Source organism: uncultured Lutibacter sp. (assembly GCF_947493565.1).
Classification (GTDB): Bacteria; Bacteroidota; Bacteroidia; order Flavobacteriales; family Flavobacteriaceae; genus Lutibacter; species Lutibacter aestuarii.
The window spans coordinates 261,264-287,956 of sequence record NZ_CANLRG010000005.1; the positions used below are offsets into that span (position 1 = coordinate 261,264).

Below are 26,693 nucleotides of genomic sequence, written 5' to 3' on the forward strand. Positions count from 1 at the left end.
TATTAATGATTCTCTAAGAGTTCAAAGAGTGTTCCAAAGTTGCTTTTACAAAATCTACAAATAATGGGTGTGGATTTAACACAGTACTTTTATATTCTGGATGGTATTGCACGCCTATAAACCAAGGATGTGTTGGAATTTCAACAACTTCAACCAAGTTTGTTTTAGGGTTTTTACCGGTAGCAATCATACCTGCTTTTTCAATTTGTTCTAGATAATCATTATTAAACTCATATCTATGTCTATGACGTTCACTTATTAATGAGTTTTTATAAATGTTATAAACCTTGCTATCTTCTTTTAATTTACAATCCCAAGCTCCTAATCGCATAGTACCACCATAATCTGTAATACTTTTTTGTTCTTCCATTAAATCGATTACAGGATACTTGGTTTCGTTGCTCATTTCAGTAGAATTAGCATTTTCAAAACCTAATACATTTCTTGAAAACTCAATAACTGCCATTTGCATTCCTAAGCAAATTCCTAAAAAAGGAATGTAGTGTTCTCGAGCATATTTAACAGCTTCAATTTTACCTTCAATTCCACGTTCTCCAAACCCTGGGGCAACTAATATTCCGTTTAAGTTTTTTAATTTATTAGGAACATTTTCAACGGTTAATTCTTCAGAATGAATCCAATTAATATTTACATTAACTTCATTAACTGCTCCTGCATGTATAAATGCTTCTGTTATTGATTTGTAGGCATCATGCAACTCTACATATTTACCTATTAAACCAACTTGAACAGTGTTTTTTGGGTTTTTAAATTTATTTAAAAAGTTGTTCCAAGCTTTTAAGTCGGGAAGCTTATCGTTTGCTAAATGAAGTTTTTTAAGTACTACACTATCCAACCCTTCTTTAAACATTAAATTAGGAACATCATAAATGGTTTCTGCATCAATAGATTCAATAACATCTTCTTCTTTTACATTACAAAATAATGCTAATTTATTTTTTATAGGCTCGGCAATTTCATGTTCAGTTCTGCAAACTAAAATGTCTGGACTTACACCACTTTGCATTAACATTTTTACTGAATGTTGTGTAGGCTTAGTTTTTAATTCGCCGGCAGCTGCTAAGTATGGAACCAAAGTTAAATGAATAACAATTGCATTTTCTTTTCCTAATTCCCAAAGAAGTTGACGAACAGATTCTACATAAGGTAAAGATTCAATATCACCAACGGTTCCACCTATTTCAGTAATAACAATGTCAAATTCTCCAGTATTTCCTAAAATTTGAATTCGGTTTTTAATTTCATCAGTAATATGAGGAATTACTTGTACTGTTTTTCCTAAAAATTCGCCTTTACGCTCTTTTTCAATAACGGACTGATAAATTCTTCCAGTAGTAACATTATTGGCTTGAGAAGTAGGGATGTTTAAATAACGTTCATAATGTCCCAAGTCTAAATCTGTTTCAGCTCCATCATCGGTTACATAGCATTCACCATGTTCATATGGGTTTAAAGTTCCTGGGTCAATATTAATGTATGGATCTAGTTTTTGGATGGTAACAGAGTAGCCTCTTTCCTGTAAAAGTTTTGCTAAAGAAGCTGCAATTATCCCTTTTCCAAGCGATGAAGTAACGCCTCCTGTTACAAAAACATATTTAGTTTTTTTCATTGTTATTAGGTTTGGGCAAAAGTACTAAAGCTATTTTAGTTTACAAAAACAAAACCCTTTAAAAATATAATTTTTAAAGGGTTTTGTTAGAATAAGTACCAATTAGTTTTTAGTAACTCGGCTAAATGAGTAGTGTTATTTTTTAGTTGGAGTCTCTGGAGAAATAAATTTATAAACCAATCCGGCTAAAATGGCTCCTATAATAGGTGCTACCCAAAACAGCCATAATTGGCTTAAAGCCCAATCTCCTACAAAAAGAGCTTGACTTGTGCTTCGCGCTGGATTTACAGAGGTATTAGTGATAGGAATACTAATTAAATGAATAAGTGTTAATCCTAAACCAATAGCCAAACCTGCTAAATATTTTGGTGCTTTAGAGTGTGTAGTTCCCAAAATAATGATTAAAAACATAAATGTCATTACAATTTCTGTTACAAGAGCAGCTTTAAAGTCATAACCTCCAGGAGAATGCTCTCCATAACCATTTGCTGCAAACCCTCCAATATCAAAGCCTTCTTTTCCAGATAAAATTAAATAAATAATGGCTGCACCTAAAATTCCTCCCAATACTTGAGCAATAATGTAGGGTAATACTTCTTTTTTATTAAAACGACCACCAACCCATAAGCCAACTGAAACAGCAGGGTTTAAATGACAACCAGAAATATGGCCGATAGCGTATGCCATGGTAACAACCGTTAAACCAAAAGCTAGAGCCACTCCCATAAAACCAATTCCTAAATCAGGAAAGGCAGCTGCAAATACAGCGCTACCACATCCGCCCAATACTAACCAAGCGGTTCCAATAAATTCTGCTACTAATTTTTTCATATAATAAAGTTTAAAGTTAAAGGGCTAGTGTATCAAATATAAAATTTTTTATTTAAAATAATTATAAAGCTAATTATTAAATGAATTTGTTTAATTTTAGTAATTAGCTATTTTTTGAATGATTTATTTTGATGATTTTATTTAAAAAAGAGGTTTTAAAATTATTTTTTATACTAATTTTGTGGAGTTTTTAAAAGTAAACTAGGTTCTAAGAATTTCAATTTTTTTAGATTTTCGATTAAAATTAATTTTTTTAAAATTCTATTTGTTAGAAACAAAACTAATTGTATATTTGCCCACGCTTTTAGCGAGCGAATTTCGCAAGGCAATTAACAACAAAAGAAACACGATTTTTAAAGATATTTGTAATGAGTAAAAGAACTTATCAGCCGTCAAAAAGAAAGAGAAGAAATAAACACGGATTTAGAGAGCGTATGGCTAGTGCAACAGGTAGAAAAGTGTTAGCTAGAAGAAGAGCTAAAGGTAGAAAAAGATTAAGTGTTTCTTCTGATCCGAGACCAAAGAAATAATGAAACAATAGTTTTATATATAAGGTGTTACTTTTTATTAGTAACACCTTTTTTTATATCCTTTTGATAAGTTTTTAAAACTATTTTATTATAAAAAACGAAATTTATAGATATTTACACATTCATATTTTATTTTAACAAATGCCAAAAAATACTAACATAAAATCAATTTTAATTATAGGTTCTGGGCCTATTATTATTGGTCAGGCTTGTGAGTTTGATTATTCTGGTTCTCAAGCAATTAGATCGTTAAAAGAAGAAGGAATTGAGGTGACTTTAATCAACTCTAATCCTGCAACTATTATGACAGACCCTTCTTTAGCCGATAATGTTTACTTAAAACCATTAACTACAAAGTCGATTATTGAGATTTTACAAATGCATCCTAATATTGATGCTGTTTTACCTACCATGGGAGGACAAACAGCATTAAATTTATGTATTGAAGCTGATGATAAGGGAATTTGGGAAGATTTTAATGTAGAACTTATTGGAGTTGATATTGATGCAATTAACATTACTGAAGATAGAGAACAATTTAGAAAATTAATGATTGAAATTGGTGTTGGACAAGCCCCATCAACAACAGCAACATCATTTTTAAAAGGTAAAGAAATAGCACAAGAATATGGTTTCCCATTAGTTATTCGTCCTTCATTTACATTGGGAGGTTATGGAGCTTCAATTGTTTATGATAAAAATGATTTTGATGAATTATTAAGTAGAGGTTTAGAAGCTTCTCCAATTCACGAAGTTATTATAGATAAAGCATTGTTAGGTTGGAAAGAATACGAATTAGAGTTGTTACGTGATAGTAACGACAATGTTGTAATTATTTGTACTATTGAAAATATGGATCCTATGGGAATCCATACAGGAGACTCTATTACCGTAGCTCCAGCGATGACTTTAAGTGATACAACTTTTCAGAAAATGCGTGATATGGCAATTCATATGATGCGTTCAATTGGAGATTTTGCGGGAGGTTGTAATGTTCAATTTGCTGTTAGTCCAGATGAAAAAGAAGATATTATTGCCATAGAAATTAACCCACGTGTTTCTCGTTCTTCTGCATTAGCTTCAAAAGCCACAGGATATCCAATTGCAAAAATTGCAGCTAAATTAGCTATAGGTTATAACTTAGATGAGTTAAACAATCAAATTACTAAAACAACTTCTGCATTATTTGAACCAACATTAGATTATGTAATAGTAAAAATACCTCGTTGGAATTTCGATAAATTTGAAGGTTCAAATAGAACTTTAGGGTTGCAAATGAAATCTGTTGGAGAGGTAATGGGTATTGGTCGTTCTTTCCAAGAAGCGCTTCATAAGGCAACGCAGTCGCTAGAAATTAAAAGAAATGGATTAGGAGCAGATGGTAAAGGTGAAAAAAATTACGATCTAATAATTGAAAAATTGAAGAACCCTAGTTGGGATAGAGTGTTTGTAATTTATGATGCTATTCAAATGGGAATACCTTTGAGTAGGATTCATGAAATTACAAAAATTGATATGTGGTTTTTAAAGCAATATGAAGAATTACTTGCTTTGGAAAACGAAATTTCGAGTAAAACTTTAGAGTCTTTATCATATGAATTACTTCTTGAAGCAAAACAAAAAGGATTTGCAGACAGGCAAATAGCACATATGTTGGGTTGTTTAGAGAGTGAAGTAAAAGCTAAACGTACCGAATTAGATATAAATAGGGTTTATAAATTAGTTGATACCTGTGCTGCAGAGTTCGGAGCTCAAACACCGTATTATTATTCTACTTTTGAAAATAAAATGATAACTTCTAATGGAAGCTATGCAGATAATGAAAGTGTTGTAACTACGAACAAAAAAATTATAGTTTTAGGTTCTGGTCCAAATAGAATAGGTCAAGGGATTGAGTTTGATTATTGTTGTGTTCATGGAGTATTGGCTGCAAAAGAGGCTGGTTATGAAACAATTATGATTAATTGTAATCCAGAAACGGTTTCAACAGATTTCGATACCGCAGATAAATTATATTTCGAACCTGTTTTTTGGGAGCACATATACGATATTATTGAACACGAAAAACCAGAAGGTGTAATTGTACAGCTAGGAGGACAAACAGCTTTAAAATTAGCAGAGAAATTAGCGAAATGGGGAGTTAAAATTATTGGAACAAGTTTTGAAGCTTTAGACTTAGCAGAAGATAGAAAGCGATTTTCTGAATTATTAGTTGAGTTAGATATTCCTTTTCCAAAATATGGAACTGCAACTACTGCAGATGAAGCATCAGCAATAGCCGATGATTTAGATTTTCCAATTTTAGTACGTCCATCATATGTTTTAGGTGGGCAAGGAATGAAAATTGTAATAAATAAAGAAGAATTAGAAAAACATGTAGTAGATTTACTACGTAAAATTCCTAATAACGTTTTATTATTAGACCATTACCTAGATGGAGCAATAGAAGCTGAAGCAGATGCTATTTGTGATGGTGAAGATGTTTATATTATTGGAATAATGGAACATATTGAGCCTTGTGGTGTGCACTCAGGAGATTCAAATGCAACGCTACCACCTTTTAATTTAGGTGAATTTGTAATGCAGCAAATTAAAGACCATACTAAAAAAATAGCACTTGCGCTTAAAACAAAAGGATTAATAAATATACAGTTTGCGGTAAAAGATGATACAGTATTTATTATCGAAGCAAATCCGAGAGCATCTCGTACTGTTCCATTTATTGCAAAAGCATATCAAGAACCTTATGTAAATTATGCAACAAAGGTAATGTTAGGAGATAAAAAAGTGAAAGACTTTAATTTTAATCCGCAATTAGAAGGATTTGCAATTAAGCAACCAGTTTTCTCTTTCAACAAGTTCCCGAATGTAGATAAAAAATTAGGGCCAGAGATGAAATCAACAGGTGAAAGTATTTTATTTATTGATAGTTTAAAGGATGATCAGTTTTACGAGTTGTACTCCAGAAGAAAGATGTATTTAAGTAAGTAAATTTTAGTAAATTATTAAACAAAAAGTGCTTCATTATGGAGCACTTTTTGTTTAATTAAAAAATTATAGTACTTTTGTTCAATTAAAAATATTTAACATTGAACAACATAAAGACTGAATTTACGATTAAAGACTTGGAAAATTTTTCAGGGATTAAAGCACATACAATTAGAATTTGGGAAAAACGGTATAATATATTGCAGCCAAATAGAACAGAATCTAATATTCGCTATTATGATATTAGTAACTTACAAAAGTTATTAAACGTTTCCTTATTAAATGCTAATGGATTAAAAATTTCAAAAATAGCAGAATTACCCGAATCAAAATTAAATGCGTCGGTTAGAGAATTGGTAACAAAGAACGGAGTTGACAGCCAGGCTTCGAATTCTTTAAAGCTTTCTATGTTAAATTTTGATGAAAACTTATTTAATGTTACTTATAATAATTTAATAGCTCAATCATCTTTAAGAGATGTTTTTAAAAATATTTTTATTCCGTTTTTAAATGAAATTGGACTTTTGTGGCAAGTAAATTCTATTACGCCTGCCCACGAACATTTTATTACTAACCTTATTAAGCAAAAAATTAGTATTAATATTGAACGCTTGCAACTGTCATCTCCAACTAATTTCGATAAGGTTTTTGTGTTGTATTTACCTTTAAATGAAATACATGAGTTAGGGTTGTTGTATTTACATTTTGAATTATTGCTACATGGTTACCAATCTATTTATTTAGGACAAAGTGTTCCCGTTGCCAATTTAAATGATGTACAAAAGGTTTACAACAATATTTGTTTCATTAGCTATTTAACTGTTGAGCCATCAAGATTATCTGTTTTGGAATATATAGATGTAGTAAATAATTCTGTATTAAATAATAACGAAAATGAAATTTGGTTGTTAGGAAAAAAAGTTTCTGAGATGAATGAAAAATTAGACCTTCCAAACGTAAAAATGTTCGATTCTATCGAAAACTTGTTAAAAGAATTATAAAAAATATTGAACAAAGTTGCATTTGTTTAATAAAATCGTATATTTGTTAAACAAATGAAGAATATAGCAATAATAGGTTCAGGATTTTCATCACTTGCATCAGCTTGTCACTTAGCAAAAGCTGGTTATAATGTGACTATTTTAGAAAAGAACTCCACGTTAGGAGGAAGAGCCAGAAAGTATGAGAAAGAAGGATTCAAGTTCGATATGGGACCAACGTGGTATTGGATGCCAGATGTATTTGAAAAGTTTTTTAAAGATTTTAATAAAAAGCCTTCAGATTATTATGAATTAGAGCGATTGTCTCCAGCATATCAAGTTTATTTTGGCAAGGAAGATTCCATTACAATTCCGGGCACATTAAACGAAATTTACGAAGTATTTGAGAAAGAAGAGCCAGGAAGTTCAAAGCATTTAAAATCATTCTTAGATTCAGCTAAATTTAATTACGGGGTTGCAATTAATGATTTGGTGTATAAGCCGGGAGAATCAATTTCAGAATTAATCAATTTTACGACACTTTCAAAAGCGAATCAGTTTTTTACATCGATTAGTTCAACAGTTCGCAAAAGAATTAAGAATCATAAACTTCAACAGATTTTAGAATTTCCAGTGTTGTTTTTAGGTGCTAAACCATCAAACACTCCAAGTTTTTATAATTTTATGAATTATGCAGATTTTGGTCTTGGTACGTGGCACCCAAAAGGAGGAATGTATGAAGTTGTTAATGGTTTTGTAAACTTGGCTAAAGAATTAGGTGTTGGGATTTTAACGAATCAAAATGTTGAAAAAATTGTAGTCGAGAATGGAGTTGTAAAAGGTGTTAATTCAAATTCAAAATTTATACAATCAGATATAGTTATAAGCGGTGCAGATTACCACCATTCGGAAACTTTATTAGATAAAGAAAACAGAATGTACAAGGAAAAGTACTGGGAGAAAAAAACTTTTGCACCTTCAGCTTTACTATTTTATGTAGGATTCAATAAAAAAATAAAAAATGTAGAACATCATACCTTGTTTTTCGATACGAGTTTTGACGTTCATGCTAAAGATATATACGATACGCCAAAATGGCCAAAGGAGCCGCTTTTTTATGCAAGTTTTTCAAGTATAACCGATAATAGTTTTGCCCCTATTTCAAAGGAAGCGGCGACTTTTTTAATTCCTTTAGCGCCTGGATTAACAGATATTCCTGAAGTTCGAGAAGAATATTTCAAAAAAATTATGAATAGATTAGAAAAGTTAACTGGTCAAAGTTTAAAAGATGAAGTGGTATTTAAAGAGTCGTATTGTGTAAATGATTTTGTGAAAGATTACAATTCTTATAAAGGTAATGCTTATGGTTTGGCAAACACATTATTTCAAACTGCTTTTTTAAGACCTAAAATTAGAAGTAACAAAGTAAAGAATCTATATTTTACTGGTCAATTAACAGTTCCGGGACCAGGTGTGCCTCCAGCAATCATTTCCGGAAAAATAGTTTCAGATCTAGTTATAAAAAACTCAAAATAAAAAATCAACTAAAAAAATCAATTTAATGAAACAGCTATTCGACGAAACCTCATTTAAATGTAGCAAAATTGTTACCAGAAAATACAGCACTTCATTCTCATTAGCGGTGTATATGTTGTCTCCTAAAATTAGAGAAGCCATTTACAGTATTTATGCTTTTGTTCGTTTTGCTGATGAAATTGTAGATTCTTTCCATAACCATGAAAAAGAAATACTATTAAACGAGTTTGAAGCTGATTATTATAAAGCTCATAAGAACAATATTAGCTTAAATCCTGTTTTAAATGCTTTTCAACATACGGTTAAAAAATACAATATTACAGACGATTTAATTCAATCGTTTTTAAAAAGTATGAAAGCAGATTTAAACAAAGAAACCTACAATACTGTTGAAGAATATAACGAGTATATTTATGGCTCTGCCGATGTTGTTGGTTTAATGTGTTTAAAAGTTTTTGTAAAAGGTGATGATAAAAAATATGATGAATTAAAATATTCTGCAATGAAATTGGGTTCTGCTTTTCAGAAAGTTAATTTTTTACGTGATTTAAAAGATGATTATGAATTGTTAAATCGTTCATATTTTCCAGGTGTTAATTTAAAAGAATTAAATGCCAATGAAAAAGCTCAGATTATTGCAGATATTGAGGCTGATTTCAACGATGCTTTAATTGGAATAAAAAACCTTCCAATGGAAGCAAAATTTGGTGTGTATACAGCCTATGTATATTATAAAAGATTGTTGAATAAATTGAGTAAAACACCATCAACTGAAATTTTAAACACACGTATTAGAGTTTCTAATCCTTTAAAAATAAGTTTATTAGCAAAATCTTTTGTAGTTTATAAACTTAATTTATTATAATGAAAATTTTTACAATAATAGTAGTATCGTTTTTAACTTTAAATTTTCAAACACCGCTTGAGAGCGCAAGGCAAGATTTTCCGAATATAATGTCTTTAGAGCAAGCAAAAGAACACATAAGTTTATTAGAGAGTGATGATTCTCCGGAAGCAATAGGCTATACTGCGGCAATGATTTTAATGAAGTCGCGCTATGTAAAAGGGCCTTTTGCTAAATTGAAGTATTTTAAACAAGGAAAAAAATTATTGGATCAAGATATTGTTGAAAACCCAACAAGTATCGAGATTAGGTATATACGCTTTTTAATGCAAAAGCAAATACCTGATTTTTTGGGTTATAATAAAAATATTGAAGAAGATTTTAATATAATTTTTAATAAAATAGTAACTTCAAACTTAAACAACAATTTTAAAATTAAAATATTAAATACTATGTTGTTGGTAGACGATTTAAGTGAAGTTAGAAAAAATAAAATTCATCAAATACTAGATAAATTATGATATTTGCCTTAATTACAATAGCTACTTTTTTACTGATGGAATGTGTTACTTGGCTAACACATAAGTACGTTATGCACGGTTTTTTGTGGTATTTTCACGAAGATCACCACCAACCAAGATATCAAAACTGGTTTGAACGAAACGATGTTTTTTTCGTGATTTTTGCAATTCCAAGTATAGCTTTATTTTACTTTGGTGTTGAAGGAGGTTTAAACTATTTATTTTTTATTGGTTTGGGAATTATGTTGTACGGAATGGCCTATTTTTTAGTACACGATGTTTTAATTCACAAGCGTTTTAAATGGTTCAATAAAACAAATAATAAGTATTTAATTGGCTTGCGTAAAGCACATAAAGTACATCACAAACATTTAGGAAAAGAAGAAGGTGAATGTTTTGGTATGTTATTCGTTCCTTTTAAGTACTTTAAAATATGACCGCTTTATACTTTATTATAAATGTAGCTTCGCTGTCAATCCCATTTTTGTATAGTTTTGAAAAAAAAATGCGATTCATACAGTATTGGAAATCAGTATTATTAGCTATTTCTATTGTTGCTATACCATTTTTAATTTGGGATGTCTGGTTTACAAATATGGGGGTTTGGGGATTTAATCCAGCATATTTATTGGGTCCAACTATTGTAAATTTACCTTTTGAAGAGGTACTTTTCTTTTTCTTTATTCCGTATGCAAGTATTTTTACGCATTACGCTTTGTTGTATTTCTTTATAAATTTAGCATTGCCAAAAAAGCTTACAAAATTAATTACCATTGGTTTGTTAATTGTGGCAATTGTAATTGTGTTTTTTAATTACGATAAGTGGTATACGCTTATAAATTTTTCCGTTTTTGCAGCGCTTTTAATCTATGCGTTGGTAACTAAAGACACTATTTTAAAATCGTTTTATCTAACTTTTCTTGTGGTTTTAATTCCGTTTTTTATAGTAAACGGACTGTTAACAGGAAGTTTTATTGAAGATCAAGTTGTTTGGTATAACAATGCTGAAAATTTAGGAATTAGAATGGGAACTGTTCCGGTTGAAGATGCTTTTTATGCCTTTAGTATGTTGTATGGCGCAACGGTATTGATTGAAAAATTTAAGCCAATTTTTAATAAAAACTAAATGACAAACAAACAAGAAATTGCTATTTTTTGGTTTCGAAGAGATTTAAGATTACACGATAATACAGCCTTGTTCTATGCGTTAAACTCAAAATATCCAGTACTTCCAATTTTTATTTTTGATGAAGCCATTTTAAATGAATTGCCAAAAAACGATGCTCGCGTAAATTTTATTCACGATACGTTGAGTAACATAAATACAGATTTAACTAAAAATAATTCTTCATTTTACATTCAAAAAGGTGAAGTAATTACTGTTTGGAAAGAGCTTTTAAATAAGTTCAACATAAAAAAAGTATATTTTAATAAAGATTATGAGCCTTATGCAATTAAAAGAGATACTGAAATAACCAATTTATGTGCTGAAAACAATGTTGAAGTGCACCAATATAAAGATCAGGTTATTTTTGAAGCTGGTGAAGTTTTAAAAGCTGACGGAAAACCTTATACAGTGTACACGCCTTTTAAAAATAAATGGTGGAATTTATTCAATTCGCAAGAACTAAAATTACTTCCTTCAGAAAATTATAAAGAAAACTTTTTAAAATCTAGCTTTAATTTCCCTTCTTTAAGCGACATTGGTTTTACCAAAAGCACAATAAAAGTAAGGCCAATAAATAAAAATGCAATTTTAGATTATCAAAACTTTAGAGATCTTCCAACGGTTGCCACTTCTAATAATTCTGTGTATTTAAGGTTTGGATTAATAAGTACGCGTAAATTATTTAAATATGCGCAAACTAAAAACGAAACCTATTGCAACGAGCTTATCTGGAGAGAATTTTTTATGCAAATTTTGTATCACTTTCCAAATGTGGTGAATGAAAATTTTAAACCGAAATATAATTTTATTCCTTGGCGAAATAAAGAGGAAGAATTTAAATTGTGGTGCGAAGGAAAAACAGGTTATCCAATTGTTGATGCAGGAATGCGCGAATTAAACCAAACTGGTTATATGCACAACCGAGTTAGAATGATTGTTGCAAGTTTTTTAAACAAACATTTGTTAATAGATTGGCGTTGGGGAGAAGCTTATTTTGCTGAAAAGTTAATGGATTACGATTTAGCGGTAAACAACGGAAACTGGCAATGGGTTGCTGGAACAGGTTGCGATTCGGCTCCTTATTTTAGAGTTTTTAATCCAACAACGCAGCAACAAAAATTTGATCCAGATTTAAAATACGTTAAAAAATGGAACCCAAATTATAAAAATATTCCTGAAATTGTTGAACATAAATTTGCGCGTTTACGTTATCTAGAGGTTGTTAAAAAATCTTTAGTACAATAAGTTAACGTGGATTTACTAATCTTGAAATCATTCCATTAAAAACAAACCAATGGAATGGAGTAACTGCATACCAATACAAGCGACCTGCAATTCCTTGCGGTCTAAAAGTTGCAGTTTGGTAAAGTACATTATCTTCAATTTTAAATTCCAACCAAGCCTCTCCAGGCAGTTTCATTTCGGCATACAATAATAATTTTTTTGCTTCTTTATTGGCATAAATTACACGCCAAAAATCTAACGAATCGCCATTATTTAGTTCTGTTGGATGCGTACGTCCGCGTCTTAAACCAATGCCGCCAAAAAGCAAATCTAAATAACCGCGTAATTTCCATAGAAAAGTACCATAATACCAACCGTTTTTGCCTCCAATAGACCAAATTTTTTCTAATGTATATTTTTCATTTTTTATGGTACGTTTTTTCTTATCTGTAAAACAACCGTACGTTGGAACATTAATATGTTTGTGTAAATCGCTTTCTAAAGCACTACTTATAAAAGAATCTTTCCAACTAGAGACAATGCTATTTTGTTCAATTTTTACAAAAGCATTTTCTACAGCTTCTCGATATGAAATTGGTCTTACTTTTAATAATTGGTAGATGTTGCTGGGTTTTCCAATAATTTCTATACCCATACTGTTTACCAATGACGCTGCTAATTTATATGAAGTTGAAGTAACAAAATATAACCAATACGAGGATAATTTTGGAGTCATTAACGGAACAGTAATAATGCGTCTTTTTAAACCTCTTATTTTGGCAAATTGTAAAAGCATTTGCTTATACGTCAATATTTCAGGTCCAAAAATATCGAATGATTTATTGTACAATTCTTTTTTACCAATAGCTCTTTGCAAAAATGCCAAAACATCTCTAATAGCAATTGGTTGAGTTTTGGTATTCAACCATTTTGGAGTTACCATAAATGGTAATTTTTCAACCAAATCTCTAATAATTTCAAAAGAAGAACTACCAGATCCAACAATAATTCCTGCTTTAAAAGTGGTTAAAGCATAATTATTAGAAGCCAATCTGTTTTCAACATTTTTACGAGACAATAAATGTTTAGATAATTTAGTGTCGTTTGTAATTCCGCTTAAATAAATTACTTGTTTTGTGGTAGTTGTTTCAATGTAATTTTTAAAATTTTGAGCGCAATTTTCTTCCAAAGTATGAAACTCGGTTGAGGAATTTGACATAGAATGAATTAAGTAATAAGCAGCTTCAATATCTTTGGGAATATTATTAAAAGTATCTGATTTTAAAAAATCGACTTCTACAATTTGTATATTTTTATCATTTACAAAATGTTTAGGCGCTCTATTTTTATCACGCACAGTGCAAACAATAGTATGACCATCGTTTAATAACAAAGGAATTAAACGTTTTCCAATATAACCGGTTGCTCCTGTAACTAGAATTTTCATTTTTTATTAAGTTGAAGATTAAAATCTCATAATTATATTATTTTTTTCATTCCTGCGAAAGCAGGAATACAAGTGTTACGAAAATAGATTCCTGACTTCGCAGGAATGACAGCTACTTTACATTATCCATTGTTGGTGTTTTTAATCAATAATTAATGTATATTCTAAAAGGTAACTACTTTTTAGGTCTTTGGTATTCAAAGCGCTCTTTTAAAGTAGGAACTGCATAACCGTTTAATCCGTTTATGGTTGCAATATTTCCTTCAGATAAATTTACAAAACCATCTTCTTTTAATAGTTTTTCTTCAATATACAACTCTTAAATTTCTCCTACAACAAGTTTTGTGTTATTCGATTTTATATCATATTCTTCAATATATTTCATTCCAATTTGAATAGGACAATCTTTTACAAACGGCGCAATAAAATTATTTTTATAATCGGTTTCTAAATTGGTAACATCGAACTCTGAAATTTCGCGTTTGTATTTTGCTGAAGTATGATGCGCATCTTCTAAAATTTCCTGATGAATGTGATTTATAGTATAAAAACCAGTTTCTATAATATTTTGGTAAGTATTTCTGGGTACAGTTGTAGGTCTTAAAATAAAGCCAAGTAGCGGCGGCGCAGAGCCTAAATGTATTACCGAACTAAAAACAGCAACATTTGTAGTGTTATTTATAGATTTTGTTGCAATTAAGTTGGCCGATTTGTAACCAGTGCAACTGTTAATAAGGTTTATTTTATACAAATGCGCTAATTGATGTATTTCATCAATATTAAAATGCTTCATTATAAATTATTAAAATTGTTGATGTGAACTTCAGTTGCTTTTAAATCGAACATTAAATTATACAATCCAAAAAATGTTCTGTTTATGTAAATAAAATGCTTTGAGCCTCTGTTACCATTCATTTTTTTAAGTTCAGTGCTTTTAGAATAACGCTCACCCAATTCAGCAATTTGTTTAAAGAAGTGTGGATCGGAAAAATCGAATACTTCTTGATGAAAAGGTTGCGTAAACAAACTTAACATATCGTGAAACATTGCAGTAAAAAAGGCTAATTCTTCAGGAGAATCATCAGCTCTTAAAATCTCTAATTCAAATAATTTTTGTTTAAAAATTTCAGGATTGTTTATGTTCTCCTTTTTAGCCAATTCAAAATAGGGAACGTAAAAATCATTAGGAATGGTTTTTATACAGCCAAAATCTAAGGCAATTAAATCAGCGTTTTTTGATATTAAAAAATTTCCAGGATGTGGATCTGCGTGTACTTTTTTTAATTTATGAATTTGATACATATAAAAATCCCACAAAGCTTGTCCTAGTTTATTTGCTTTTTCTTCATCGGTATTGTAAGCAGTAAATTCAGATAAATGTTCACCGTGCATCCAATCCATAGTAATAATTCTTTCCGAAGAATATTCTTCATAATATTTTGGAAAATATAAGTTTGGAATGTGTTTGCACGCTTCTGAAATTTCTTTACTTTGCTGAATTTCAATTAAATAGTTGGTTTCTTCAATTAGTTTATCTTCAACTTCTTTAAAATATTTATCAGAATCTTTTCCTTTAATATTAAACATACTAATGGCAATAGGTTTTACCATAGTTAAATCGCTAGAAATACTGTTTGCAATACCAGGATATTGAATTTTAACAGCTAACTGTTTGCCATCTTTTTCAGCTTTGTGTACTTGCCCAATGCTTGCTGCATTTACTGAATTAGCATTAAAGGTGTCAAATATCTCGTTTGGAGCTTTTCCAAAATATTTTTTAAATGTTTTTACAACTAGTGGTGCAGATAATGGTGGTACAGAAAATTGCGACAGAGAAAATTTCTCTACATAGGCTTGTGGTAAAACGCTTTTTTCCATACTCAACATTTGAGCAACTTTTAAAGCGCTACCTTTTAACTTTTTCAATCCGTCGTATATATCTTCAGCATTATTTTTGTTGAGTTTTGCTTTAGCTTCGTCTTCTGTACTAACTAATTTATCTCCATAATACTTTAAATAATTTACACCAACTTTTGCGCCAGTTTGCATTAGTTTGGTCGCTCTTTGTATTTTAGAAACTGGAATTGTATCTATAGTTTTTAGCATAATAATTTAGTTAATGTTCATTTTTTCTTTGTATAAAAACTTCCCAAAATCTATAATGCTTTTTAAAGGAGTTGAGTCAATTAAATCAAAGCTAGTGTTTACAGATTTTTCAATAAAAATGTCTGTTTTTTCAAAATTGGCAGAGCTATCATCTAACCAAAACTTTATGGTAATTAACAGTTGAAGCCAAGCAGTTTCTTTAATGCTTTTTTGTTGAATTTGAACAATGTTTTTTTGTTTTAAATCTATGGTTTCAATTCCAAGCGCATCTATATAATTTGTAAAGCTTGTTTTTAAGCTAGATAGTGCTTCTAATTTTTTTAAATCTAACTTTTTTGAATCTAAAGTTGCTACAACATAACTTCTGTTGGCAGTTAAGTTTTCAAAAAATGTATAATAGAAGCTTAAAAGTTTGTTGCGAGCATCAAATGTTTCGTAATCGTTACTTTTTGCTAATGCAGCAATGGTGTTTTCGAAAAAGGCATTGAAAATTGATTTCTCAACAGCTTCAAACGATCCAAAGAATTTGTAAAAAATAGCTTCTTCAAATTTGTTTTGTTTTGCAAATGCATAAACCGATGAGGGTTTCGAGTTGTTCTCTAAAACATAATCTATATAGAAACTTATAATGTCTGTTGAATTTAATTGTTTTGTGCGTCCCATAATTTTATATATTGTCTAATAAATATTTATACAAATTAAACAAAAATAATCAATTAAAAAAAATGGTTACTATGTTAAAAGTTTATTAATGTATAGAGAAAATAAATAATCAATAGTTAAATGTTAAAATAAAATGTTTAACTTTGTGTAAAATAAAATAAACATAATGAATTTTAAGGTAGCAATATCAAGAAGAGAACATTTTAATTCGGCTCACAGGTTGCACAATGCTAATTGGACAGATGAAATGAATTTAAAAGTATTTGGTAAATGTAACAATCCAAATTATCACGGGCATAATTACGAATTAGAAGTAAAAGTAATTGGCACAGTTAATGAAGATACAGGTTATGTTATAGATACCAAACAGTTGTCGGATTTAATAAAGGAGCACGTATTAAATAAATTCGACCATAAAAACTTGAATTTAGATGTTGCTGAATTTAAAGATTTAAATCCTACTGCAGAAAATATTGCAATTGTTACCTATAACATATTAAGACCTTTAATAGAGGAAAACTACGAACTAAAAATTAAGCTTTATGAAACACCAAGAAACTTTGTTGAATATCCCTACTAACGGATCAAGATTAAACGGTTTTACTTTTGATGAAATTGGAGACGATCATTTATATACAGGAATTGAAACACCTTTAAAAGAAACTGCTTTTGATATTTCTGACGAAGAAAAAAAAGAAAAGATAGCCGATTTATTTTCGCAAATAATGGATGTTATGGGGTTAGACTTAACCGACGATTCTTTAAAAGGAACACCTAAAAGAGTGGCGAAAATGTATATTGAAGAAATATTTTCAGGATTAAACCCTGAAAATAAACCCAAAATTGCATTGTTTGATAATAAATACAAGTACAACCAAATGTTGGTTGAAAAAAACATTCAATTTTATTCTAATTGTGAGCATCACTTTGTACCCATTTTTGGAAAAGTACACGTAGCTTATGTTTCTTCAGGAAAAGTAATTGGATTGTCGAAAATTAATAGAATTGTGCAATATTTTGCTAACAGACCACAAGTGCAAGAGCGTTTAACAAACCAAATTGCTTTAGAACTTTCTGAAATTTTAGACACCAAAGATATTGCAGTTATAGTTGATGCAAAGCATTTATGTGTAGCTTCAAGAGGAATTAAAGACGATTCTTCAGCTACGGTTACTAGCTATTATGGAGGCGTATTTAATACACCAGAAAAAATTGTTGAACTTCAAAATTATTTAAAATTATAAATTATGGAATTGGTAGAGAAAGCGTTAGAATTTGAACAGCGTAAAATTTCATTAAAATCTACAAACGATAGAATTATAGCTTCAAAAGAAGTAAAAGCATTAATATTAGGTATTAATGAGATTTATAAAAAAACGAAAAACCCTGAATTAATGGATATTATGAAGCGCTTAACAGTAATTAAACAAAAAATTGAAAAACGCTTAAAATTACGCATTACAATTTAAAAATAAAGTATGAAAACAGTTGTTATAATTGGAGGAAGTAAAGGAATAGGAGCGGCCATTTCAAATTCGTTGCTTGAAACTCATAAAATAATAAATGTAAGTAGATCGCAACCAGAATTAATGCATCAAAATTTAACGCATTATGCGTGTGATGTTTTAGCTGATGAATTGCCCGAAATTGAAAAAGTAGATTCGTTAATTTATTGCCCTGGAAGTATAAATTTAAAACCATTTGAACGTTTAAAAATAGAAGATTTTAAAAACGATTTTGACATTAATTTTATTGGTGCAGTAAAAGCGATTCAAAAATATATTCCAAAATTAAAAGAAGCCGATAAAGCAAGTATTTTAATGTTTAGTACAGTTGCCTCAAAATTAGGTATGCCATTTCATACAAGTGTTGCAAGTGTAAAATCTGCTATCGAAGGTTTGGTAATATCATTAGCTGCAGAATATGCTCCAAAAATTAGAATAAATGCAATTGCGCCAACGGTTACGGATACAACATTAGCTTCTAAATTATTACGAAACGACCGACAAAAAGAACAAATGATAGAAAGGCATCCGTTAAAAAAATATTTAAGTCCTGAAGAAGTTGCTGAAATGGCTTCATTTTTAATTTCAGAAAAATCAGCATCAATGTCTGGTCAAATATTTGAAATGGATTGCGGAATCACTACATTTAAAAATTAATCATAAATAAAATAGATAAATGAAAATAGTAGGTTTAATAACAAGTATCATACTTTCAGTATTTTTTATAAACGAAACAAATTTAAACAACACAGCAATGAGCACACAACCTTCATTATATGATATTTCAATAAATAGCATTACAGGTGAACCAATTAATTTAAGCGATTTTAAAGGCAAAAAAATATTGTTTGTAAACACTGCATCGGAATGTGGGTTTACAGGGCAGTATGAAGGTTTAGAAAAAATACACCAAACGTATAAAGATAAATTGGTGGTAATCGGGCTTCCTTGCAATCAGTTTGGTGGGCAAGAACCAGGAACGCTTACAGAAATTCAAACATTTTGCAAACAAAATTATGGAGTTACATTTTTAATGACCGAAAAAATTGATGTTAAAGGAAAGAATCAACATCCTTTATATGCTTGGTTAACAAAAAAAGAATTAAATGGTGTAAAAAGTTCTTCGGTAAAATGGAATTTTCAAAAGTATTTAATTGATGAAAATGGAAAATATATCGATTTCTATTATTCACTTACAAAACCAATGAGCAGTAAAATCACAAAGCAACTATAATGAAACAATTAATGTGGTTAGTATTATTTTTAATCATAAATTTTGCAGCACTAGGTATTGGTAGTTGGTTAATGAATAATGGTCCATCTTCTGGTTGGTATTTAACCTTAAATAAAGCTCCTTGGACACCACCAGGATGGGTTTTTGGTGCGGCTTGGACAACCATAATGATCTGTTTTTCAATATACTTATCGTATTTGGCGAATATTAAACAAACAAACTTATTTTGGACACTTTTTATAATACAATTTGTACTAAACGTATCTTGGAACTTTATATTTTTTAACCAGCACGCTATAGGTATTGCCTTAATAGTAATTATTTTATTAACCGTATTAGTGGGTTATTATCTATTCAGTTTTTTAGCCGATATGAAGTTAAAATCCTTGTTAATAGCACCTTATTTTATATGGTTGCTAATTGCAACTAGTTTAAATGCTTATACATATATAAAGAATTAATTCAATGAAATTTTCATCAAAAGGAATTGTTTATCGGTTATCATCAAAGCAAAAGTTACCAATTACGGTAGATGAAGCTTGGGATTTTTTATCGAGTCCTAAAAACTTAAAAACCATAACACCAGATTATATGAGTTTTGATATACTTTCTGGTGCAGACAAACCAATGTTTGCTGGACAAATAATACAATATATTGTAACTCCTGTTTTAGGAATTAAAACAAATTGGGTAACGGAAATAACACACGTAATAGATAAACAGTATTTTGTAGATGAACAGCGATTTGGACCTTACGCACTTTGGCATCATAAACACTTTATAAAAGAAATTGATGGAGGAGTTGAAATGGAAGATATTATAGATTATAAAGTTCCGTTTGGGTTTTTAGGAAGATTGGTTCATTCAATTTTAGTAAAACCAAAACTAACCGAAATATTTAATTACAGAACCAAAAAGTTAATTGATCTATTCGGAGAATACAAAAATTAAACAATGCTAATTTTAAAATACATAGTACTAATGTCAATAACACTTCAAACTAACTATACCATTGTAAAATTTTCAAAAAACACCAGTCTTACAAGTTGGACAATTGTTAATGATGTGGTAATGGGTGGAAAATCTACAAGTACAATTAGTAAAAATTCTGAAGGAAATGCTGTTTTTAAAGGCGAAGTTTCTTTAGAAAACAATGGTGGGTTTTCATTATTAAGGCATCGTTTTGATAAAATAGATATTTCCCAATTTAATAAAATTAAAATCCGTTTAAAAGGCGATGGGAAAAAATATCAATTCAGAATAAAACCATCCAGATTTAATCAATACTCGTATGTTAATTATATTCAAACCAATGGAGATTGGCAGACAATTGAAATTAATTTATCAGATTTTTCTCCTGTTTTTAGAGGTAGAAAATTAGACTTACCAAATTTTTCAGGAAATGAATTAGAAGAAATTGGTTTTTTAATAGGAAATAAAAAAAATGAATCATTTAAATTAATCATCGATTCTATTACTTTAGAATGAAAACAAGACCAGTAATACCTAATGCTTTAATACTTGATAAAACAAAGGATATTGAAAAGTTTCAGAATGAATCTCTGCGTCCAATCATTAAGTCTTTAAATGATTTAATAGTTGTTTATTTTCAGAATTATGCCAAATCAAAAAAAATAGAATTCATAAACCTAACAGAAGACCAAAAAAATAAGTTTATTGCAACCGCTTTTTTAAAAGACCAAAATTTAAAGAGCGAGGTTAAAGGGTTTGTAATTGGTCAGTTTTCTGTAGCAGAATTCAATTTTTATAAAATTTTTTCTAAAGAAATAAATAAAAGAATCTTAGGCATCGTAAAACAACGTATTTTAAAAGCATTTTAATTCCCATTTTCAGAAGTAGATTTATCACTTTATCTTTAGGAATTTAGCTGCAAAATTCTTTTTATTTAATTTAAACGTTTAAATATAAAAGTATGTTTAAATTTTAGTTAATTATTTGAAAAACAATTTAAAATACGATTAAAAACTATTGCTGTCCTTTTGTCATTTTTGTTACAAAATGTTTCTACTACTAGATTTAAAAAAAGATAAGTAATTGAAAATAAATAAATTAAAAATTTTATTTTGAATTGCTCTAATTAGCAAATCACCTTTTTTAGCTGATATATATCATTATAACTCTTACATTATTACTATAATTTTACTATATCAAAAAAAGAATAGTAGAATTATTTAGTTTGTTAAGCAATCCCATTACCAACTGCTTTTCAAATTATTATGTGTAAATATAAAGTAAAATGAGACGAGAAAATTCAAAATTAATTTGTGATGCGAATGAGGCAGTTGCTAGAATTGCTCACAAAACAAACGAAGTTTGTGCAATTTATCCAATTACTCCAGCATCACCTATGGGTGAGCATGTGGATGTATATAGTGCTAAAAATCAAAAAAATATTTGGGGCGATGTCCCTAGAATTGTAGAGATGCAAAGTGAAGGTGGTGCAGCAGGTGCTGTTCATGGTTCATTACAAGGAGGCGCTTTAACAACAACATTTACCGCTTCACAAGGATTGTTGTTGATGTTACCTAATATGTATAAAATGGCTGGAGAATTGTTACCTACAGTTATTCATGTAGCAGCAAGAACAATAGCAACACATGCATTATCAATTTTTGGAGACCATTCTGATGTTATGGCGGCAAGAGCAACAGGTTTTTCAATGTTGTTTGCAGGTTCTGTGCAAGAAGCTCATGATTTTGCATTAATTTCTCAGGTAGCTACCTTAAAAAGTAGAGTTCCATTTTTAAATATATTTGATGGATTTAGAACTTCACATGAAATATCTAAAATTGACGCTATTCCTGATGAAGTTATTAAAGCGATGATGCCAGAAGATGAGGTGATGAAACTTAAAAAACGTTCTTTAGATTCTGACAACCCAGTAATAAGAGGTACTTCACAAAACCCAGACGTGTTTTTCCAAGCTCGTGAGGCTGCCAATAATTATTATCAAAATGTACCTGAAATTGTACAAAACACAATGGATGAATTCTATAAACAAACAGGTAGAAAATATAGTTTGTTTTATTATATAGGTCATCCTGAAGCTGAAAAAGTAATTGTAATTATGGGATCAGGTGAAGGAGCTGTTAGAGAAACTATAGAAACTTTAGCTGAGCAAGGAGAAAAAGTAGGTGCTTTATTTGTGCGTTTATTCCGTCCATTCTCCATTCATCATTTCTTAGAGCAACTACCAAAAACTGTTAAAAAAGTAGCGGTTTTAGACAGAACTAAAGAGCCAGGAAGTATAGGTGAACCTTTATATTTAGATGTGGTAAGTGCGTATGTTGAGATGGGAGACTATATGCCAACCATAATTGGAGGACGTTACGGACTTTCATCAAAAGAGTTTACACCTGCTATGGTTAAAGGTATTTTAGATGAGTTGGATAATAATTCTCCAAAAAATCACTTTACTATCGGTATCAATGATGATGTTAGTAATACTAGTTTAGCTTATAATTCTGAATTTAAAACAAAAAAATCAACATTTAACTGTATGTTTTATGGTTTAGGTTCTGATGGTACTGTTGGAGCTAATAAAAATTCAATTAAAATTATTGGAGAAACCACCGATAATTATGTACAAGGATATTTTGTATATGACTCTAAAAAAGCAGGTGCACAAACGGTTTCTCATTTACGTTTTGGACCTGAACCAATTTATTCTTCTTACTTAATTAACAAAGCTAATTTTATAGCTTGTCATCAATTTAACTTTATTTTTAAATACGATGTTTTAGAACATATTAAAGAAGGAGGTACATTTTTATTAAATACCCCATTTTCAAAATATAAAGTTTGGACAGAGCTTCCAAGCATAGTTCAAAAAAGAATTATTGAAAATAATATTGATTTTTATGTAGTTGACGCAACTAAAGTAGCTCAAGAAGTAAATTTAGGAAAACGTACAAATACCATATTACAAACGTGTTTCTTTGCAATTTCAGGAGTATTACCAAAAGACGAAGCAATTAAAAAAATTAAAGATGCTATAGTAAAATCCTACTCTCACAAAGGCGACAATATTGTTGAAATGAACTTTAATGCAGTTGATAAATCTTTAGAAAATCTTCAAAAAGTTGAATATCCAAGACATACCACTAATCATGATGGCTTAAAACCAATGATGACAGAAAATGCAGATGACTTTGTAAAAGAAATTTTAGGAACTATTTTAGCAGGTAAAGGAGATTCATTACCAGTAAGTGCTTTTTCAATTGATGGTACGTTCCCAACTGGAACTACACAATACGAGAAACGTGGCATTGCAGATTTTGTTCCTGTTTGGGATGATGCTGATTTATGTACACAATGTAACAAATGTGTTAGTATTTGTCCTCATGCAGCTATTAGAGCAAAAGTTGTTTCTAACGATTTATTAATTGATGCCCCAGAAACATTAAAAAGTGTACCAGCTAAAGGAAGACCATTTACTAGCGAAACAGAAAGTTATATCTTACAAGTTTCACCTCAAGACTGTACAGGTTGTGATTTATGTGTTGCTGTTTGTCCAGCTGAAAGTAAAGAAGTACCTAATACTTTTGCAATTAACCTAACTGATGTGCGTAAAGTAGAAGAGGTGGAAAATGCAAATTGGAATTACTTTATTAATTTACCAGATTATGACAGAACAGAGCTAAAAACTTCTACTTTAAAAGGTTCTCAATTCTTAGAACCATTATTCGAATTTTCTGGTGCTTGTTCTGGATGTGGTGAAACACCTTACATTAAACTAGTTACACAATTATATGGCGATAGTATAACTATTGCAAATGCAACTGGTTGTTCTTCTATTTATGGTGGTAATTTACCAACAACACCTTATAAAACAAATAAAGATGGTAGAGGACCAGCTTGGGCAAACTCTTTATTTGAAGACAATGCAGAATTTGGTTTAGGTATTCGTTTAGCTTTGACTAAAAAACAAGAAATAGTTGTTGATTTATTAAAATCTTTAGAAAGTAAAATTGGTAGCACTTTGGTGAATGATATTATTACAAACCCAGAAGATACTGAAGCTCTAAAAGCTAAAAAAATAAATCAAATAGATGAACTAAATGAAATACTAGACACTATTGATAGTTATGAAGCTAAAAAACTAAGAAACCTCTCTGAATACTTGCGTAAAAAAGGTGTTTGGATATTTGGTGGAGATGGTTGGGCTTATGACATCGGTTTCGGTGGATTAGATCACGTTCTAGCTTCTGGTGAAGATGTTAATATTTTAGTGATGGATACCGAGGTATATTCTAATACTGGAGGACAAGCTTCTAAAGCTACTCCATTAGGTGCAAGTGCTAAGTTTGCAATGAATGGAAAACTAAGCAATAAGAAAAGTTTAGCATTACAAGCAGTATCTTATGGAAATGTGTATGTAGCTCAAATAGCAATTGGTGCTAAAGACAATCAAACTTTAAAGGCAATTGAAGAAGCAGCAGCTTATCCAGGACCGTCTATTATTATTGCTTATTCTCATTGTGGGGAACACGGATATGATTTAAAAGACGGTGCAAAACATCAGGAAAAAGCAGTTGAAACAGGTTATTGGCCATTATTTAGATTCAATCCTTTAGCAGAAAAAGGAAAGAAATTTAAATTAGACTCCAAAGCTCCTTCAGCTCCATTAGAAGAGTTTATGTATGAAGAAGCTAGATTTACCAGAGTTGTAAAAGACAATGCAGATTTAGCAAAAGAGTTACTTAATCAAGCTCAAGAGCAAGTTGATGTTCAATGGGAAAGATTAGAGCTTTACAAAAATTTATAATAACTATTTTAAAAAGTGCTGGGTTAAAAACACCTAGCACTTTTTTTATCACTCTTTAAAAACTATTGATATGAAATCACGATCAGAAGCTTTTTTTAAAGAAGCATCAAAAAAATTAGAACTAGCAAAAGAAGAATTGTTTAAACCGTCTGAAGATATTGTTAGTTACTCCATTTGCAAAAACTCTCAATTCGCAATTGAAAACTATTTAAAAGGTTTTTTGACAATGAATGATGTAAAAATTGAGAAAAATGAAACTATTGCTACATTATATGGCAAATGTATTGCGGTAGATAAAAATTTTAAATCAATAGAAATGAGTGCTATTGGTTGTAAAAACCATCAAATAGACTCTCGTTATTGTTCTGAAATTAATTCAGTAAGTGCTTGTTACGATACTGCAGATATTATTGATACCTATTTAAAAAAGAATAAAATACTGTAAATACAAATTTTAATTTCAAAAATAAAAACTTACTGTACATTTGTAAAAAATAGTTTAAAATGAATTATATTTTATTTGATGGTACAGTTCATAAATCTTTATTGCCTTTAACCTACACAAGACCGGTAGCGGAACTAAGAATAGGAATTCTTACCATTCGTGAAAAATGGGAAAAGTATTTAGGGTTTACAACTACAACAATTACAGAAGAGTATTTGGAAGAAAAATTTCCTATGGTAGAAATGGAGCATAATATAATGATAAATGCTTCTTTTTTACCCAATAAAACTTTGGTTGAATTAATTAAAAATTTAAAGGAAAACGAGGCTATTTTTAAAAATGATGAAGTAATAGCCTTTTTTACTTCAGATACACAAGAAGAAGTTAATTTTGATACTTACAAGCAAATTGAATTTGACTTCGAAATCATTCAAATTAAAAATACTTGTGATTTATTTACCTACAATAGCATTGCGTTAAAAAATGATTTTGAACTAATCACTGAAGGAAGAGTATCTCAACCAATACCTGAAGGTGTTCAATACCTTAATAAAGAAAATATTTTTATAGAAGAAGGAGCAGAAGTTTTATTGTCTACTGTTTTAAATGCTAGTAAAGGACCAATTTATATTGGTAAAAATACACTGGTAATGGAGGGTAGTTTAATAAGAGGACCTTTTGCTATGGGAGAGCATTCTGTTTTAAAAATGGGGACTAAAGTTTATGGAGCAACTACACTTGGACCAAAATGTAAAATAGGAGGGGAAGTTAATAATTCAATATTATTTGGATATTCAAGTAAAGGTCATGAAGGATATTTAGGAAATTCTGTAATTGGTGAATGGTGTAATTTAGGAGCAGATACCAATAATTCAAATTTAAAAAATAACTATTCTGAAGTTAGGTTATGGAATTATAAAACTGAAAATTTTGCTAAAACAGGATTGCAATTTTGTGGTTTAATTATGGGAGATCATTCAAAATGCGCTATAAATACCATGTTTAATACAGGTACAGTAATTGGAGTTAGTACTAATATTTATGGAAGTAATTTTCCAAGAAATTTTATTCCATCTTTTAGTTGGGGAGGAGCGGCAGGATTTACGGTGTACCATATAAACAAAGCAAAAGAAACGGCCAATCTTGTAATGCAACGTAAAAATGAAGAATTTGATACTGTTGAACAGCGTATTTTAGAACAGGTGTTTGAACTCTCAAAAAAATACAGAAACTTTTAAATAAAAAAAGCTCAT

At 29.9% G+C, this 26,693-nt stretch carries 28 protein-coding genes; 21 read left to right on the top strand and 7 right to left on the bottom strand.

The genetic code is table 11. The annotated features are described in order from the left end of the window. Nucleotides 1-13: 13 nt before the first annotated feature. Entirely contained in the window at nucleotides 14-1,630 is a 1,617-nt protein-coding gene (locus Q0714_RS08255; protein WP_298264128.1) for a CTP synthase, read from the bottom strand. A 135-nt stretch (nucleotides 1,631-1,765) separates the two neighbouring features. After that, complete coding sequence (gene aqpZ / locus Q0714_RS08260; RefSeq protein WP_298264129.1) at nucleotides 1,766-2,461, bottom strand: aquaporin Z; 696 nt, start codon at nucleotides 2,459-2,461, stop codon at nucleotides 1,766-1,768. Nucleotides 2,462-2,829: 368 nt separating this feature from the next. Here aqpZ and rpmH point away from each other — a divergent pair, with 368 nt between their 5' ends. The 9 genes from rpmH to Q0714_RS08305 all read left to right on the top strand — a co-directional run bounded on the left by rpmH (nucleotide 2,830) and on the right by Q0714_RS08305 (nucleotide 12,273). Beyond that, on the top strand, nucleotides 2,830-2,991 hold the full coding sequence (gene rpmH, locus Q0714_RS08265; protein WP_298264130.1) for a 50S ribosomal protein L34: 162 nt from the start codon (nucleotides 2,830-2,832) through the stop codon (nucleotides 2,989-2,991). A gap of 141 nt (nucleotides 2,992-3,132) precedes the next feature. Beyond that, complete coding sequence (gene carB / locus Q0714_RS08270) at nucleotides 3,133-5,982, top strand: carbamoyl-phosphate synthase large subunit (protein WP_298264132.1); 2,850 nt, start codon at nucleotides 3,133-3,135, stop codon at nucleotides 5,980-5,982. A 98-nt stretch (nucleotides 5,983-6,080) separates the two neighbouring features. Continuing rightward, a complete protein-coding gene (locus tag Q0714_RS08275; protein ID WP_298264134.1) occupies nucleotides 6,081-6,980 on the top strand; it encodes a MerR family transcriptional regulator in 900 nt (299 codons plus the stop codon). A gap of 54 nt (nucleotides 6,981-7,034) precedes the next feature. Next, nucleotides 7,035-8,495 carry an NAD(P)/FAD-dependent oxidoreductase gene (locus Q0714_RS08280; protein WP_298264135.1) on the top strand — a complete coding sequence of 487 codons (1,461 nt, stop codon included), beginning with the start codon at nucleotides 7,035-7,037 and terminating at the stop codon, nucleotides 8,493-8,495. Nucleotides 8,496-8,520: 25 nt separating this feature from the next. Next, complete coding sequence (locus tag Q0714_RS08285; protein ID WP_298264137.1) at nucleotides 8,521-9,360, top strand: phytoene/squalene synthase family protein; 840 nt, start codon at nucleotides 8,521-8,523, stop codon at nucleotides 9,358-9,360. Next, the gene (locus Q0714_RS08290; protein ID WP_298264139.1) at nucleotides 9,360-9,860 is read left to right on the top strand and encodes a hypothetical protein; all 501 of its coding nucleotides are present in this window, start codon (nucleotides 9,360-9,362) and stop codon (nucleotides 9,858-9,860) included. The genes Q0714_RS08285 and Q0714_RS08290 overlap by 1 nt, the downstream gene beginning before the upstream one ends. Continuing rightward, nucleotides 9,857-10,297 carry a sterol desaturase family protein gene (locus Q0714_RS08295; RefSeq protein ID WP_298264141.1) on the top strand — a complete coding sequence of 147 codons (441 nt, stop codon included), beginning with the start codon at nucleotides 9,857-9,859 and terminating at the stop codon, nucleotides 10,295-10,297. The genes Q0714_RS08290 and Q0714_RS08295 overlap by 4 nt, the downstream gene beginning before the upstream one ends. Continuing rightward, nucleotides 10,294-10,986: a lycopene cyclase domain-containing protein gene (locus Q0714_RS08300; RefSeq protein WP_298264143.1), complete on the top strand. Its 693-nt coding sequence runs from the start codon at nucleotides 10,294-10,296 to the stop codon at nucleotides 10,984-10,986. Before Q0714_RS08295 ends, Q0714_RS08300 begins: the two co-directional genes overlap by 4 nt. Then, nucleotides 10,987-12,273 (top strand): deoxyribodipyrimidine photo-lyase, encoded by a 1,287-nt coding sequence (locus Q0714_RS08305; RefSeq protein WP_298264145.1) that lies wholly within the window; start codon nucleotides 10,987-10,989, stop codon nucleotides 12,271-12,273. It begins immediately after the preceding gene. Nucleotide 12,274: 1 nt separating this feature from the next. Here Q0714_RS08305 and Q0714_RS08310 read toward each other — a convergent pair whose 3' ends face one another. The 5 genes from Q0714_RS08310 to Q0714_RS08325 form a co-directional block, all read right to left on the bottom strand. Then, complete coding sequence (locus tag Q0714_RS08310; RefSeq protein WP_298264146.1) at nucleotides 12,275-13,699, bottom strand: SDR family oxidoreductase; 1,425 nt, start codon at nucleotides 13,697-13,699, stop codon at nucleotides 12,275-12,277. 175 nt (nucleotides 13,700-13,874) lie between these two features. Then, nucleotides 13,875-14,015 carry a hypothetical protein gene (locus Q0714_RS14220; protein ID WP_367181334.1) on the bottom strand — a complete coding sequence of 47 codons (141 nt, stop codon included), beginning with the start codon at nucleotides 14,013-14,015 and terminating at the stop codon, nucleotides 13,875-13,877. A gap of 3 nt (nucleotides 14,016-14,018) precedes the next feature. Further along, nucleotides 14,019-14,492 carry a flavin reductase family protein gene (locus Q0714_RS08315; protein ID WP_367181335.1) on the bottom strand — a complete coding sequence of 158 codons (474 nt, stop codon included), beginning with the start codon at nucleotides 14,490-14,492 and terminating at the stop codon, nucleotides 14,019-14,021. After that, nucleotides 14,492-15,805: an AarF/UbiB family protein gene (locus Q0714_RS08320; RefSeq protein WP_298264147.1), complete on the bottom strand. Its 1,314-nt coding sequence runs from the start codon at nucleotides 15,803-15,805 to the stop codon at nucleotides 14,492-14,494. Before Q0714_RS08320 ends, Q0714_RS08315 begins: the two co-directional genes overlap by 1 nt. Before the next feature lie 6 nt (nucleotides 15,806-15,811). Beyond that, the gene (locus Q0714_RS08325) at nucleotides 15,812-16,468 is read right to left on the bottom strand and encodes a TetR family transcriptional regulator C-terminal domain-containing protein (protein ID WP_298264148.1); all 657 of its coding nucleotides are present in this window, start codon (nucleotides 16,466-16,468) and stop codon (nucleotides 15,812-15,814) included. A gap of 166 nt (nucleotides 16,469-16,634) precedes the next feature. Between Q0714_RS08325 and Q0714_RS08330 the strand changes: the two genes are divergently transcribed. The 12 genes from Q0714_RS08330 (at nucleotide 16,635) to Q0714_RS08385 (ending at nucleotide 26,678) form a co-directional block, all read left to right on the top strand. Beyond that, entirely contained in the window at nucleotides 16,635-17,048 is a 414-nt protein-coding gene (locus Q0714_RS08330; protein ID WP_298264150.1) for a 6-carboxytetrahydropterin synthase, read from the top strand. After that, nucleotides 17,011-17,712 carry a GTP cyclohydrolase I FolE gene (gene folE, locus Q0714_RS08335; protein ID WP_298264151.1) on the top strand — a complete coding sequence of 234 codons (702 nt, stop codon included), beginning with the start codon at nucleotides 17,011-17,013 and terminating at the stop codon, nucleotides 17,710-17,712. The genes Q0714_RS08330 and folE overlap by 38 nt, the downstream gene beginning before the upstream one ends. A 3-nt stretch (nucleotides 17,713-17,715) precedes the next feature. Further along, on the top strand, nucleotides 17,716-17,937 hold the full coding sequence (locus Q0714_RS08340) for a hypothetical protein (RefSeq protein ID WP_298264152.1): 222 nt from the start codon (nucleotides 17,716-17,718) through the stop codon (nucleotides 17,935-17,937). 9 nt (nucleotides 17,938-17,946) lie between these two features. After that, nucleotides 17,947-18,630 (top strand): SDR family NAD(P)-dependent oxidoreductase, encoded by a 684-nt coding sequence (locus Q0714_RS08345; RefSeq protein ID WP_298264153.1) that lies wholly within the window; start codon nucleotides 17,947-17,949, stop codon nucleotides 18,628-18,630. A 97-nt stretch (nucleotides 18,631-18,727) separates the two neighbouring features. Continuing rightward, a complete protein-coding gene (locus Q0714_RS08350) occupies nucleotides 18,728-19,207 on the top strand; it encodes a glutathione peroxidase (protein ID WP_298264229.1) in 480 nt (159 codons plus the stop codon). Beyond that, complete coding sequence (locus tag Q0714_RS08355; protein ID WP_298264155.1) at nucleotides 19,207-19,668, top strand: TspO/MBR family protein; 462 nt, start codon at nucleotides 19,207-19,209, stop codon at nucleotides 19,666-19,668. Before Q0714_RS08350 ends, Q0714_RS08355 begins: the two co-directional genes overlap by 1 nt. 4 nt (nucleotides 19,669-19,672) lie before the next feature. Further along, nucleotides 19,673-20,158, top strand: a complete 486-nt coding sequence (locus Q0714_RS08360) for an SRPBCC family protein (protein ID WP_298264156.1) — start codon at nucleotides 19,673-19,675, stop codon at nucleotides 20,156-20,158. A 30-nt stretch (nucleotides 20,159-20,188) separates the two neighbouring features. Beyond that, complete coding sequence (locus Q0714_RS08365) at nucleotides 20,189-20,695, top strand: CIA30 family protein (protein WP_298264158.1); 507 nt, start codon at nucleotides 20,189-20,191, stop codon at nucleotides 20,693-20,695. Then, a complete protein-coding gene (locus Q0714_RS08370; RefSeq protein ID WP_298264160.1) occupies nucleotides 20,692-21,048 on the top strand; it encodes a glyoxalase in 357 nt (118 codons plus the stop codon). Before Q0714_RS08365 ends, Q0714_RS08370 begins: the two co-directional genes overlap by 4 nt. A 416-nt stretch (nucleotides 21,049-21,464) precedes the next feature. Next, nucleotides 21,465-24,995, top strand: a complete 3,531-nt coding sequence (gene nifJ / locus Q0714_RS08375; protein WP_298264161.1) for a pyruvate:ferredoxin (flavodoxin) oxidoreductase — start codon at nucleotides 21,465-21,467, stop codon at nucleotides 24,993-24,995. Nucleotides 24,996-25,065: 70 nt separating this feature from the next. Then, complete coding sequence (locus tag Q0714_RS08380; protein ID WP_298264163.1) at nucleotides 25,066-25,440, top strand: HEPN domain-containing protein; 375 nt, start codon at nucleotides 25,066-25,068, stop codon at nucleotides 25,438-25,440. 59 nt (nucleotides 25,441-25,499) lie between these two features. Further along, nucleotides 25,500-26,678: a GlmU family protein gene (locus Q0714_RS08385; RefSeq protein ID WP_298264164.1), complete on the top strand. Its 1,179-nt coding sequence runs from the start codon at nucleotides 25,500-25,502 to the stop codon at nucleotides 26,676-26,678. Nucleotides 26,679-26,693: the final 15 nt, after the last annotated feature.